General features: G+C 68.6%; 10 protein-coding genes and 2 tRNA genes. 4 read left to right on the forward strand and 8 right to left on the reverse strand.

Annotation, left to right across the window (positions count from 1 at the left end; genetic code table 11):
- The first annotated feature begins 216 nt into the window (after positions 1 to 216).
- The gene (locus tag AB0C19_RS02570) at positions 217 to 699 is read left to right on the forward strand and encodes a class I SAM-dependent methyltransferase (RefSeq protein WP_357178334.1); all 483 of its coding nucleotides are present in this window, start codon (positions 217 to 219) and stop codon (positions 697 to 699) included.
- A 94-nt stretch (positions 700 to 793) separates the two neighbouring features.
- On the opposite strand, the gene AB0C19_RS02575 is transcribed toward AB0C19_RS02570, so the two are convergent.
- The 3 genes from AB0C19_RS02575 to AB0C19_RS02585 form a co-directional block, all read right to left on the reverse strand.
- Positions 794 to 2,326 carry a non-reducing end alpha-L-arabinofuranosidase family hydrolase gene (locus tag AB0C19_RS02575; protein ID WP_357178337.1) on the reverse strand — a complete coding sequence of 511 codons (1,533 nt, stop codon included), beginning with the start codon at positions 2,324 to 2,326 and terminating at the stop codon, positions 794 to 796.
- Between the two features lie 527 nt (positions 2,327 to 2,853).
- Positions 2,854 to 4,506, reverse strand: coding sequence for a protein kinase (locus tag AB0C19_RS02580; protein WP_357178341.1), 1,653 nt, complete (start codon positions 4,504 to 4,506; stop codon positions 2,854 to 2,856).
- Positions 4,507 to 4,733: 227 nt separating this feature from the next.
- Positions 4,734 to 5,312 carry a DUF3455 domain-containing protein gene (locus AB0C19_RS02585; protein ID WP_357178344.1) on the reverse strand — a complete coding sequence of 193 codons (579 nt, stop codon included), beginning with the start codon at positions 5,310 to 5,312 and terminating at the stop codon, positions 4,734 to 4,736.
- 69 nt (positions 5,313 to 5,381) lie between these two features.
- On the opposite strand from AB0C19_RS02585, the gene AB0C19_RS02590 reads away from it, so the two are divergent.
- Positions 5,382 to 6,446, forward strand: a complete 1,065-nt coding sequence (locus AB0C19_RS02590) for a low temperature requirement protein A (RefSeq protein WP_357178347.1) — start codon at positions 5,382 to 5,384, stop codon at positions 6,444 to 6,446.
- Between the two features lie 95 nt (positions 6,447 to 6,541).
- Here AB0C19_RS02590 and AB0C19_RS02595 read toward each other — a convergent pair whose 3' ends face one another.
- A complete protein-coding gene (locus AB0C19_RS02595; protein WP_357178350.1) occupies positions 6,542 to 7,654 on the reverse strand; it encodes a ricin-type beta-trefoil lectin domain protein in 1,113 nt (370 codons plus the stop codon).
- Positions 7,655 to 8,058: 404 nt separating this feature from the next.
- Here AB0C19_RS02595 and AB0C19_RS02600 point away from each other — a divergent pair, with 404 nt between their 5' ends.
- A complete protein-coding gene (locus tag AB0C19_RS02600; protein ID WP_357178354.1) occupies positions 8,059 to 9,618 on the forward strand; it encodes a hypothetical protein in 1,560 nt (519 codons plus the stop codon).
- A gap of 167 nt (positions 9,619 to 9,785) precedes the next feature.
- Here AB0C19_RS02600 and AB0C19_RS02605 read toward each other — a convergent pair whose 3' ends face one another.
- The 3 genes from AB0C19_RS02605 to AB0C19_RS02615 form a co-directional block, all read right to left on the reverse strand.
- The gene (locus tag AB0C19_RS02605) at positions 9,786 to 10,067 is read right to left on the reverse strand and encodes a hypothetical protein (RefSeq protein ID WP_357178357.1); all 282 of its coding nucleotides are present in this window, start codon (positions 10,065 to 10,067) and stop codon (positions 9,786 to 9,788) included.
- 593 nt (positions 10,068 to 10,660) lie between these two features.
- Positions 10,661 to 10,733: transfer RNA gene (locus AB0C19_RS02610), tRNA-Arg, on the reverse strand.
- Positions 10,734 to 10,768: 35 nt separating this feature from the next.
- A tRNA-Ser gene (locus AB0C19_RS02615) sits at positions 10,769 to 10,859 on the reverse strand.
- A gap of 239 nt (positions 10,860 to 11,098) precedes the next feature.
- Between AB0C19_RS02615 and AB0C19_RS02620 the strand changes: the two genes are divergently transcribed.
- Complete coding sequence (locus AB0C19_RS02620; protein ID WP_357178360.1) at positions 11,099 to 12,202, forward strand: hypothetical protein; 1,104 nt, start codon at positions 11,099 to 11,101, stop codon at positions 12,200 to 12,202.
- 4 nt (positions 12,203 to 12,206) lie between these two features.
- Here AB0C19_RS02620 and AB0C19_RS02625 read toward each other — a convergent pair whose 3' ends face one another.
- Complete coding sequence (locus AB0C19_RS02625; protein ID WP_357178363.1) at positions 12,207 to 12,977, reverse strand: CPBP family intramembrane glutamic endopeptidase; 771 nt, start codon at positions 12,975 to 12,977, stop codon at positions 12,207 to 12,209.
- Positions 12,978 to 13,043: the final 66 nt, after the last annotated feature.

The following is a 13,043-nucleotide window of genomic DNA, read 5'->3' on the forward strand; positions in this document are numbered from 1 at the left end:
CCGCTCGATCCGGCGCGGTGACCGAGGACACGGTGCACCGACTCCGCCGAGAGGGTGGAATCAGAGGTGTGAGCAGAGAAGGCACCGGCGAGTGACGTCGTGAGGTCCACTCTTTCGACCCGCGCTCCGGGTTCGTCCGGCGCTGGCACGACGCCCGCGGCGAACGAACCGATTCGGGTGACGCCCGCCCATCGGCAGCGCTGGGCGGTGCAGATCATGGCTGTCGCGCCCGACGACCAGGTGCTGGAGATCGGCTGCGGTCGGGGAGCTGCCGTCTCCCTGGTCGCCGGCCAACTCACCACCGGTCGGATCGTCGCCATCGACCGCGCCGCGACGGCGGTGCGGCTCGCGACCGAACGGAACCTGAGCCACATCGACGCCGGTAGAGCCGAGATCCGGCGAGCAGGTTTCGAGTCGGCCGACCTTCCGACCAGCCACTTCACCAAGATCTTTGCGGTGAACGTCAGCCTCTTCTGGTTGGGCGACGCGGCGCAGCAGATCGCGCGGATACGCAGCCTGTTGGCACCGGGAGGCCGGCTCTACGTCTTCGGCGAGCGACCGACCGAAGCGCACGCCACCGCGAACCTCACAGCGACCGAAGCACTGCTCGAGACCCACGGCTTCACCACGACCACATCGAGCGCCACCCGTGGTCAGGGCCGGGTGCTGACCTGTGTCACCGGCACGCCGATCCGATGAGCCTGGGCCAGTCGCAGCGTTGACATGAGCCGGGCGGGCTCGGCGTGACGCCGAGCCCGCCCGTTCCCTGTCAGTCGATCTTGATCAAATCGGGTCAGCGCTGCAGGGTCAGCAGACCCGGCCGGTACGGCAGCAGGCCGTAGTCGACGCCGTCGGAGCTGGGGGAACGCCCCTGGTAGAGCAGTTGCAGGTTGCAGGCGTCGACGGTCATCGTCTGGTCGGCGTTGGTGCGCAGCAGCTCACCGTGGCTGATGTCGTTGGTCCAGGTCGCGCCGCTGTTGACCTTGCCCGCGAACGGGTTGCTCTGGGTCGCGGCCTGCGGGGTCCACGAACCGTTCAGGCTGGTCGCCGTGAACGAACGGAAGTAGCGGCCCGTCGAGCCGATCGCCTCGACGATCATGAGGTACTTGTTCAGACCCTGCAGCTTGTAGACCTGAACGGCCTCGAACAGGTTGTTCTGCGTGTCGCTCATGATGGTCGTGTAGCTGCTGCCGAAGTTGCCCGGGAAGTTCCCGATCGGCATGCTGGCCCGGTAGATCTTGCCGTTGTCGCCGGCGAAGAAGAGGTACATGTTCGTACCGTCACCGATGACCGTCTGATCGATCGGGCCGGTACCGGAGCCGGTGATGCTTCCGGTGAACAGCGGCTGCGCCGCGGACCAGCCGTTCGGGTTGGTGGGGTTGGTGGAGGTCCGGTAGGAGAACGCCGTGCCACCCCACTGGTAGGTGAGCACCCAGATGTTCTTCGGCGCGAAGTAGAAGAGCGACGGCGCGACAGTGCCGGAGTTCATCGTGTTCTGGGTGGCCGAGGCCATCTGCGAGTAGTTCGAGAAGAGGCTGAAGTTCATCGAGCCCCAGCTGCTACCGAAGTCGTGCGTGGTGGCGTAGACCAGTTGCTGGCCGTTGTACGGGGCGACCGTGAAGTCCTTCAGCGACACCCAGCCCGACTTCGGGTTCGCCAACACTCCGGTGGAGGACCACCGGTACGTCGAGGGAAGGTCGCACGTGCCGCCCGGCGGCGGAGTCGTCGTCGGCGGCGGCGTGGTTCCGTCGACGCGGACGAACTGCCACTGCTGGTTCGAGCCGTTCCAGTCGTCGTACTGCACGATGTTTCCGCCGTCGGCGGTCGAGGCGCCCTGCACCTCCATCACCTTGTTGCTGTTCCGGTTGATCAACCGGACGTAGCCGCTGTCCGAGTCGGCCAGCCGGAACTGCTGGTTGGTGCCGTTGAGGTCACTCCACTGCACGATGCTGCCACCGTTGGCGGTCGAGAAGCCCGAGACGTCCAGCACCTTGCCGGACAGCCGCGACTTCACTCGGTAGTAGCCACCCCCGGAGTCGACGAACTGCCACTGCTGCTGGTTGCCGTTGTTGCGGGCCCACTGGGTGATCCGGGCACCGTCGTTCGTGGCCAGGTTGTAGACGTCCAGGGCCTTGCCGCTGTTGCGGTTGACCAGCACGTACCACGCGTTCGTGTCGACCGACGCCGCAGCGGCGGGAGACGACACCACCGCTACGGCGGCACCACCGACCATCAATGCCGCCGCGCTGGCGGCGAGGATGCGGGGCAACCACCAACGCCGCCGCGACGGCGTTGCGATCGATGGAGACCTATCGAGGGCAGACATGATCCTCCTCCAGTGACCAAGAGCCGAACGGCCTGCCCGAGGGTGGGCGTACCGCGACGCGTGGCCGAGCGCGCAGGCGTCAGAGAGTTAGCGCTAACAAGACGCCGGCGAGCAGTAGCGCACGCCTGATTCGAGATCGACGAAGCAGGGCTTGCCCGGAAAGCCAAGGTGTCGTCGTCCTTAGGCATCGACTGTGAGCGATAACATGCCGTTCGTCAAGACGTAATGTGCTGGGAACATCTGCCGTTGTCGGGCTGTGGATCATGGGGTGGGACCTCTTGAACGGCATTCCCGCAGGCATCGCCCCAGATCCCCGGTCAGGACCACCATCGGACCCTTGAGGAGGTCCCCGCGAGCGCGTTAACATCGACGACTGCCCATTGCCGGTGGCTTGCTGGTGGCGCCGGTGAACTCAGCCTGACGGGTCGGCCGGCAGGCGCGCTGGCGCGGCGACCGCCAGGAAGCGATCGCCGTGCGGGTCAAGGCCCACCGGGTGGCCGGTCAGCAGGAGCCGGGGTACGTCCGAGTCAGACCGCGCCTCGATCGACAAGGCTGAACGTGGTGTTCAGCGGGGCGTCGCCGAGAAACTCGACGAAGATCTCCCTCTTGGTCGGGCTCCACTGCACCGGGCCGTACTCCTCGCTGATGATGGCGTAGGAGGGGCGCCGCTTGTCGTCCTCGCCCTCACGGGATATCGCGAACAGGGTCGCCTTGGTCGGCCGACAGTCGGCTCCCACGAGAGACTTGTACCCCTCTGAGTCGAGCTTGACCCCGAGGCACGGTCGGTGGGCGATGTCCGGGTTGACGGACTTGATCATGTAATCGACGCCGACCGGTTCGAGCACGAAGAGCGCGTCCTTGCCGGTCCCGTCACCAACCTTGAGCTCGCCGTGAGAGGGCAGCGACAGATCGCGGTCGATTTCCACCACGTGCAGCAGGAATCGCCGCTGACCGGCCAGCATGGCCTGGGTGGGGTCCACACTTGCCGACGGTGAGGCGGACGGCTTGCCCGACGCGGGCATGGACGCCGTGGCCGCCGGCCCGCTCGTCGCCGGGCCACCGCTCGTCGCCGGGCCACCGCTCGTCGCCGGGCCACCGCTCGGCGTCGAGGCGGCCCGGTCCGGCTTGGACTGCCCACCCAACAGTTTTGGGCCAAACAGGAAAGCGGGCACCAGCACGGCGATCACCGCAGCGGTCGCCCCCAGCGCCGTGAGCCAGCCACGCCGACGTGAACCCGCGCGAGAGGCCGTGCCCAGACCCGACGGCGTCGACCGCGCGCCTTGATCATCACCATCGGCGGCGGGCGACACGTTCGGCGGCGTCGCGCCCAGGAGCTGGGCCGGCCCGCCGGCACCCACCGGAGGCGCTGCGGTCAACAACCCGTCGAGCAACTCCCGGGCGGTGGGCCGGGCAGCGGGGTCCTTCTCCAACGCCCGGGAGACCAACTCCCGCAACGGCCCACCGAGACCGGTGAGGTCCGGCGGTTGAGTGAGGATCCGCATCGCGGTGGCGGTAGGGGAGTCGCCCCCGAACGGGCTGCGGCCGGTCGCGGCGTAGGCGACCAGGGCGCCCCAGGCGAAGATGTCCGCGGCCGGGCCCGCCGGACGGCCGGAAGCCGTCTCGAACCGCTCCGGAGCCATGTACGAGACGGTCCCGACCATCTGGTTGGTCCGGGTGTGCTGGCTCGTCGCCTCGAACGCTCGGGCGATGCCGAAGTCGATGACCTTGATCCCACCCGGTGCGACCAGGACGTTCGCCGGCTTCAGGTCGCGATGGATCACCCCGGCGCCGTGGATGGCGGTGAGCGCGGTGGCCACCCCAACCGCGATGCTGTGCAGGCGCGCCGCCCCCAGCGGCCCCTGTGTTCGGATCACCTCGGCCAGACTCGGGCCCTCGACGTACTCCACCACCAGGTACGGCGGGTCATGGTCCGGGTCGGCGTCCAGGACCTCCGCGGTGCAGAACGGTGGAACCTGGCGGGCACGGTTCACCTCGCTACGGAACCGACCCCGGAACTCCTCGTCGTGCGAGAGTTCCGCACGGACGACCTTGACCGCCACGGGCCGCCCCTGCGGCGAACGGGCCAGGAAGACACTGCCCATGCCCCCGTCGCCGAGCCGGTCGAGCACCTCGTACTCACCGAGGCGTGCCGGGTCACCGGGACGCAACCCGTCGCTCACGCCAGATGCCCGCAGACCGCGACCACCGCGCGAACCGTTCCGCCCATCACCCGTCCCCTTAGGTCACTCCGACGCCGGCCGCAGCCTATCTCCCGCCCACCGAATCCCGTCGATGCCGTCCATCAGGCGGCCACTACCGGGGCTTGTCGCCCCGTCACGGCTGACGCTGCTGAAGCCGCCCCCGTCCGCCTGGCCGGGCAGGGGCGGCTTCCGCCGGGACGAGACCCTTACCGCTTCGAGGCCCAGAAGACATAGACAGCGCCGTACGGCACGGCCACCGTCGTGCCGTCGGTGCAGGCACCGGCCGGGGCGACGCCACCCGACGTCAGCAGACGGCTGATGTACGCGACGTTGCCGAGAATGCCGGTGCCGGCATGGGTGTCCACAGTCAGCAGCAGCTCGGGGATGGTCCCCGGCCGTGGGCTCTCCGCTGTCTTCTTCGCCGTGATCAGCGAGCCGTCCCGCTCGGACTGCCAGCTCGGGCCCTTGAAGTGATGGACCCGGCCGCCGGTGCCGATCAACTGCGCCTCCGGCACCGATGCGCCGGTGAACACGCCGCCAGCACACGTGTAGGTCTGCGTTCCGCGAGTGACGACGTACGCGCCGACGGGGCGCGATCCCGCCGGTGGCTTGATTGTCGAGGCGATGTGCGGGATGTCGACCCGGCGTGCGTCGGCGCCCACGGCAGCCGGCGCGGCTACCACGGCAGCGGACGCGTGCTGGGTCACCGCGCCGATCGCCGCCACAACACCGGCCATACCGACGACGGCAACCGCTCGGACCCGCGAGTGAAACGTGCTGAGCATGCGATTCCTCCGTTTCAGGCAGGCGCACCTACGCCCACTTTTCTCTGCACGGACAGCATCTACGTCGCCATGTTCGCGCAACTCTCGATGCAGTTGGCAATGAAACCCACCTGGGGCGGACTGGGACAGAGCGTCATCCTGCTGCTGGCCGCGTGGTGGACCTGGGCGGGCACCGCCATCGACACCGAGTACTACGACCCCCGGCTACGGGTGATCCAGGTTGTGGTCGTCAGCACGATATTCGGCGTGGTCCTGATGGCGGTCGCCGTACCAGGTGCCTACGGCGGGCGCGGCCTCCTCTTCGCCAGCGCGTACGTCGGCCTGCACCTGGCACGGGGGATCATGCTGGTCGTCGCGCTGCGCCCGCACAGGGCGCACGCTCGAGCCCAGCGGTTCCTCTTCTGGTTCGTGGTCTCCGGAACCCTCTGGCTCGTCGGCGCGTTCACCGATCCGGCCTGGCGCACCGGCCTGTGGGCCACCGCTCTCATTGTCGATTACGTGGCATCCGCGCTGCGTTACCCAACGCCCGGACGAGGCCGCACACCACTCGACCAGTACGGTCAGTTGAGCGTCCACTTCGGGGAGCGGTACCAGCAGATCGCCATTCTCGCCCTCGGCGAGCTGGCGCTGATGGCGACGCTGCAATTCGCCACCGCTGTGTACACCCCCGCTCGGACCGTCGCGTTCTTCGCAGCGATCGTCACCGCGCTGCTGTTCTGGCAGATCTACGGGCTGCAGAGCAACAAACTCGTCGACCGGTCCGCGCACCAGAATCCGCGGCAGGCGGCTCGCCTCGCGCCCTACGTCTACGCCGTCGTGATAACCGGGATCATCGCGACCTCGGCCGGGGTGGACCTCGTTCTCCATGAACCCCTCGGCAGCACTCCTGCGACCTGGCTCGTCCTCATCGTCGGCGGGCCGGTCCTGTTCGTGCTCGGACGGATGGGCTCCGAGTACGTGCTGCTCGGCCAACTCCCACCGTCGCGGCTGGCCTGGCTGGCACTGCTGATCGGCACCACGCCCGCGATGACCACGCTGGCGCCGATCCTCGTCGTGCTCGTCACCGTAGGCGTCCTGGTCGGCATCACACTCACCGACACCTGGCGCCTCCGGCGTGCGGCGTCCACGGGGTAGCGCGGGCAGGTCAAGAGCTTCATTGCCGGCGAAGTGCGGGAAGGCGACGGTGGTCGGATCACCTGCGATCCGACCACCCGGCGCGACCGTACGAGCTATCGGCGGCTCCACTGCTGGTTGGTCTGACCGGTGCAGGTCCAGAGGACGAGCTTCGTGCCGTTGCCCGTACCCACGTTGTACGGGTCCAGGCAGAGGCCGGACTGCACTCCGGTGATGGTGCCGTTGGCGTTGACGTTCCACTGCTGGTTCGTTCCGCCGTGGCAGTCGTAGATGGTGACCGGGGTGCCCGGGGAGGTGCCATAGCCGGCGGCGTCGAGGCACTTGTTGCCGTACACGGTCAGCGTCTTGCTGCTCGTGTAGGTCCACTGCTGGTTGGTGCGGCCGTGACAGTCCCACAACTGCACCTGGGTGCCGTTGGTGGTGGAAGAACCGGGGACGTCGACGCAGCGACCGGACAGGGCACCCACGATCGCGGTCGTCGGCCCGGTGCCGCTGCCCGGGTCGCCGATGCTGCCGGGCACCGACTGCAACGCGCTGTACCAGCGGGCAGCCATCTTGTCGTAACCGCCGGACGTGGGGTGGACGCCGTCGATCAGGTCGGCGGTGGTGAGCGCGCTGTGCATGTCGACCAGGCGCACACGCTTGCCGGCGTTCACCTTGCTCTGCACGATGCCGGGGATCGCCGCGTTGAAGGTGCGCGCGGCCGCCTCCTGGTTGCTGTTGGAAAGCGGGATGATCTGCGCGACGAACACCTCCGCGGTGGGAGCCGTGGTGGTGATCCGGTCGATCAGGGTGGAGAGCCGGTTCGGCGCGGTGCTCACGTTGTAGTTCTGCAGGATGTCGTTGGTACCGATGTGCAGCAGGACGGTCTGCGGCCGTTGGGTGTTCAGCCAGCCGACGATGTTCGCGTCGATCTGGTCGATGCGCCAGCCGGGATGTCCCTGGTGGTCGTGGTCACCCAGGCTGGCCGGCCCGTTGAACTGCGACCCGACGAAGTCCACAGTGTATCGACCGTTGACGAGGCGCTGCCAGAGCCCGATGCGGTACCCGCCCGGCACCTGGGTGCCCTCGGTGATGGAGTCGCCGAGGGGCATCACCCGCACCCCGCCGTTGGATTCCGCGTTGGCCGGGCCGGTCGAGGTCAGCACCCCGGCGAGGACAACACCGAGTGCGGCAGTCGCCGCGAGCCATCTTGCCCTCGTTCGCATAGATTTCTCCCCTGCAGTGGTAGTGCTGACCGAGGAGTCAGGCCGTCGCGACCGCCGCGACATCGGCATGACGATGCCGTCGCAGCACTGGGACGGATTGTTAACGCTAACAGCGATTCCTATAAATTCTTGTCGCTGATTTGGCCCACGTCAAGCGCCGGCAACCCCGGGCACCTGGCCAGGGCGGCCACTGGAGCACGAGGTGTCGGCAGGACAGAAGGGCATGGCGAGGCTGCCGTGGCGCCAGTGACGCGTACGCCGAATGTAGGCATTTTTCGCATAACACCATTTAAGGTGAGGATCGTTCGACTACCTTCGCCTTGGTGGCGACAACCGATTTGTCGCCTTCTGCGCCGACTGTGACGTGCGGAAACCTGGTGTACGGAGAAGGGCTAGGTAGCTCGATGTCCAACTATCTGCACCCGAACATGAGCGAAGTAGCGGCAGGTCAGGCCAGTCCGCCGAAGCGGCGCCGGGTGCGCTGGCTCGTCGCCGGAGTGGCCGGGTTGACCGGAGTGGTCGGTCTGGCCGCCTTCACGCCGGCCGGGGTGAGCGGAGCGACCGGGAAGAGCGGCAGCAACCCCTCCAACGCCGGAGCGCAGCTCCTCGCCGACGGCAACCGGGGCAGCGGCGACGACCACGGAGGCCGGGACCCGGGCGGCCGCGACGGCAAGGACCACAAGAAGGACGGCGACCATCGAGACGACAGGGGCGACGACTTCCGGTCCGTACCCTGCAACGCCGACGAGCTGATCGCGGCGATCGTCCGCGCGAACGCCGACTCCGGGGCGAAGCTCCGGCTCGCCGAGAAGTGCACCTACACGCTCAACAGATCCGCACCCCAGCCACCGGTGCCCTTCGGTGCGGTCGGCCTGCCGATCATCACCCAGCAGGTCGTGATCGACGGGAACGGGTCCACCATCGTCCGCGCGGCCAACGCCACCCCGTTCCGGATCCTGGAGGTCGGAGCCGGCGGCGACCTGACGCTGCGCGACGCGACCATCAAGGGCGGCCAAGCCGACGGCGGGATTGGCGCCGGCGGCGGTGGCATCCGGGTCGACATCGGCGGCAGGGCCACCATCGAGAACACCGACGTGGTCTACAACCACACCAACGGCACTGGCGGTGGTATCGCCAACTTCGGCGTCACGAAGATCCTCGGCGGGAACGACCACGGCAAGGACTGGGACGGCAAGGACAGGGACAAGAAGAAGGACAGCGGCAGCAACATCAGCAACAACAGCGCCCTGTACGACGGCGGAGGCGTCCACAACAACGGCAACCTCACCGTGCGGAACACCCGGCTGAGCTACAACAACACGATCGGGGTCGTCACCGTTCTGCCCATCGGTGGTGCTGGTGGCGGGTTGTCGAACAGCCAGGTCGCCGTGCTCGAGAACGTCCACCTGGACAACAACACCGCAGGCTTCCGTGGCGGCGGCATCCGCGGCGGCATCAACTCCACCACCGAGGCCAGGAACGTCGAAGTCAACGACAACCGAGCCGGCAGCGAGGGCGGCGGAATCTTCTCCGACGGCGTCTTCCACCTCAAGCACGGCAAGGTCCACCACAACGAAGCCGGCCAACGGGGTGGCGGCGTCTACAACCAGATCGGCCAGTTCGTCGCCGAGGACAGCTGGATCAACGAGAACGTCGCCAGCACGAACAGCACCATCGAACACGGCGGCGGCGTCTACAACGGCAGCGGCACCGTCGTCCTACGCCGCACCCACGTCGACCGGAACCGGGCCATCGGCTCGAACTCCCAGGGCGGCGGAATCTACAACAACAGCTCGCTCACCCTCACCGAAAGCAAGGTCACCGACAACATCTCCATCCTGGCACCCGGCGGGATCTTCAACGACGGTGGCCAGGTCAACGTGGACCAGAAGACGGTGATCAGCGGCAACCGGCCCACGAACTGCACACCGAGCTCACCACCGGTGCCCAACTGCTTCGGCTGATCATCCGATCGCCCCGGCACTCGGGTGGCACGAGGTAGGCATCCGGTCCCGCACAGGTTCGGTCACGAAGATCGGACCCGCGCGGGACCGGATGCCGTCTGCGGAACGACCGTAGGGACTCGAACCGTCGTTCCTCTGGCGTTCGACGATCCTCCGGGTGCGGCGGTTCAGGTATCGATGATGTTGTTGTTCTCGTCGATGCCGTGGCTGCGCCAGTAGACGTCCCACTCGTCGTCGACGTGCTGCGGGACCTTGCCCTCCGGGTAGCGGACGTACGGCGGGGTCGGTTCCTGCCCATCCGGGAAGCAGGCGCTGCCGCCCAGCCCGCCCACAGCGATCGCCGGATATTCACCACCAGAGCAGATGCTCTCCTGGAACGAGCACCCGGTGGTGACCATCAGCCCACCCAGACCGACTACGGCCAGGGCGATCATGAAGCGCGTTCGCATGGGGGGGATACCTCGGCAGATTGGAGACGGAGGAGGCCATGGCGTTGCGGTTCGAGCATCGCGACACCGAGATCGATGTGAGCCTCGTCGACCGCGTGTTGCGCACCCGCTCTGACGCGGAGGAGACGATGACGTCCGCAGCACGCACCTGCTGGCATCTGATCCTCTCGTGGGCGCAGGGACGTCTACTCGCCAGCCTGCGCGGGCCGGAGATGAGGGCGACTACGGCACCGGTCCCGCCGGGCACCGAGTTCCTCGGGGTCCGGTTCGCATTCGGCGCGGTTCTTCGGCCGCATCCCGCAGCCTCGATCGTCGATGGGTACGTGCCGTTCCCAGTAACCGAATCGGGCAGGATCGTCGTCGAAGGGCGGTCGAGCCGAGGCGGAGTCCGGGCGGCGATCCGGCAAGGCGCGGTTTCATCCGGATACCTGTGTTGTATCTGGACGAAACCGCAACGCCGTCGGTCGTCGTTCGGGCCCGCCGCAGGCCGGCCCGCGTCAGCGGCCGGGTGTGCACCCATGGGTGCACGAAAAACGCCCCTCTGGTCGACTTCCGTCGATGGCCAAAGAGGCGTTGTCCCTGCTCAACTGCTGTGCGCCCGAAGGGACTCGAACCCCTAACCTTCTGATCCGTAGTCAGATGCTCTATCCATTGAGCTACGGGCGCTTGTGCTCAGCCAGTGTACACACCCGGCTTTCGCGCGGAGACTCCGGGATTCGAACCCGGGAGGGGCTTTAAGACCCCAACCGCATTAGCAGTGCGGCGCCATAGACCAGACTAGGCGAAGTCTCCCTGGTGATCCTCAGACCACCGCGCCCGAGAATACAGGTCGCCACCCACCGGGAGCAAAACGACTTCCGGGGTACGCCAGCCGAGGCCCGCCCGCCCCCGTGTTTCCACGCTGTGCGTCGGCGTGATCGGGACTACGCTCCATCGATATGCAGGAGCAGCCGCCCAGCGAGTCGACCCGTCGAGAGCCTGCTGAACGAGCGCCTCGGCGCTCCCCACGGGCCACCTTCAGGCCGCCGATCGTGGCCGAGGAGCCCACCGAGACGGTGGAGCCTGAGGCGTCGACGCCGCCGCCGGCGACCCCGGCGACCCAGCGTCCTCGACGGGCCAAGGCCGCCCCGGCGGTCCTCTTCCAACCACCGGAGCCGGATCGCCCCCTGCCTCGACAGGCAGCCGACACGCCCGCCGAGGTGACCCCGGCCACGCCGGCACCCCGCAAGCGCGCCGCAAAACCCACCAAGGCCGCGAGCACCACCGAAGCGCAGACCACCGGCGAAGCGCAGACCACCACCGGCGAAGCGAGCACCATCACGCCAACGGCCCCGGCCAAAGCCGCGAAGACCACCAAGCGAGCGGCCACCCCGCGAAAGAGCACCACGCCGACAAAGCCCGCCCCCGAACCCGTGGTCACGCAGCAGACGGCGCCCGCCGAGCCGCAGCTGGCACCGGCAACACCCGCCGTGCGGCAGGCTGAGCCGGCTCTGGGGCGTACCCCCGAATCGGAGCTGCGCGCGGTCGCCGCGCGCGTGCTCGACCACCCTGGCTTCGCACCGGAGCTGTTGGCTCTGGCCGCGGTGCGGACGTTCGGGCCCGGCGCGGCCGGGTGGGCCGCTGGGTTGCGCGACAGGTATCCGGACGCCTCGGCGGACGGCCTGGCGCGGTTGGCGACCCGGCGGTTCGTCCGCTCGGCGGGTGCGGGTGGGGCGACCGCCGCGCTGGCCGGCTTCTTCGCGCCGCTGGCCGAGTTGGCGGCGGTGCTGTGGACGCACTCGGAGCTGGTGCTGCACCTGGCCGCGGCGTACGGCAAGGATCCGACGCATCCCGACCGGGCCGCCGACCTGCTGGTGCTGACCCAGGTGCACCCGGATCGGGCGAGCGCGGCGGCGGCTCTGGCCGCCGCCGAGGCGGCGGGTGACCCGGTCGAGGGGGCGTGGCCGCGCACGGCGGAGGCGGCCTGGCGGTTGGCCGCGCCGCTCACGGCGCAGGCAGGCGGTTGGGTGGTGTTGCGGTTGGTGGCCCGGTTGCTGCCGGGCGCGGCGGTGCTCGCGGCGGCGTTGGGTGACTCGGCGGCGGCCGACCGGCTCGCGGCCCGAGCGGTGGCCGCCTACCGACCCGACCGGCGCTGACCGGTCAGAGCCAGTCGAACCACTCCCTGGGCAGCAGCGCGTAGCCGACGAAGGCGAACACGTCGAGCAGTGTGTGCGCGATGATCAGCGGCATCACCCGCCGGGTGCGCAGGTAGAAGACGCTGAACACGACGCCCATGATCGCGTTGCCGACGAACGCGCCGAAGCCCTGGTAGAGGTGGTACGAGCCGCGCAGCAGCGCGCTGGCCGCGATGATCGCGGCCAGCCGCCACTGGAGCTGACGCAGCCGGGTGACCAGGTAACCGACCACGATCACCTCTTCCAGCACGGCGTTCTGCACGGCGGCGAGGATCAGCACCGGAACCGTCCACCAGACGTCCGGCAGCGCGGCCGGCACCAGCGTGGCGTTGAGGCCCAGGTGGGCCGCCACCCAGAACAGCGCCAGCCCGGGTAGGCCGATCAGCGCCGCGAGGCCGGCGCCACGCGCCACGTCCTGACCGGGCCGCCGGGCGTCCAGGCCGAGGGTCCGCGCCGGGTCGCCGGGGTCACGGCTGAGCAGGTGTACGGCGAGCAGCACCGGCAGCAGCGCGAACACGATGCCGAGTAGCTGGTACGTGAGGTCCAGCCAGGGGCGGGCCGACGCCGAGGTGTTCAGCGAGGCGGTCTGCTTGGAGAGCGGACCGTCGGCGGTCAACTTCGCGATGATCGAGACCACCGCGTAGATCGCGGACTGGCCGAGGGAGAGGCCGAGGACCAGCAGCGTCTCGGTGCCCAGCAGTCGGCGGGACACCGGGCGGGTCAGCTCAACGGTCACCGCACCACTCTGCCCGACGTACGGCACCCGTGACATGGCCGACCGGCCACCATGAGCCGATCGCAC

Source organism: Micromonospora sp. NPDC048842 (genome assembly GCF_040649935.1).
GTDB classification, from domain to species: Bacteria; Actinomycetota; Actinomycetes; order Mycobacteriales; family Micromonosporaceae; genus Micromonospora; species Micromonospora hortensis.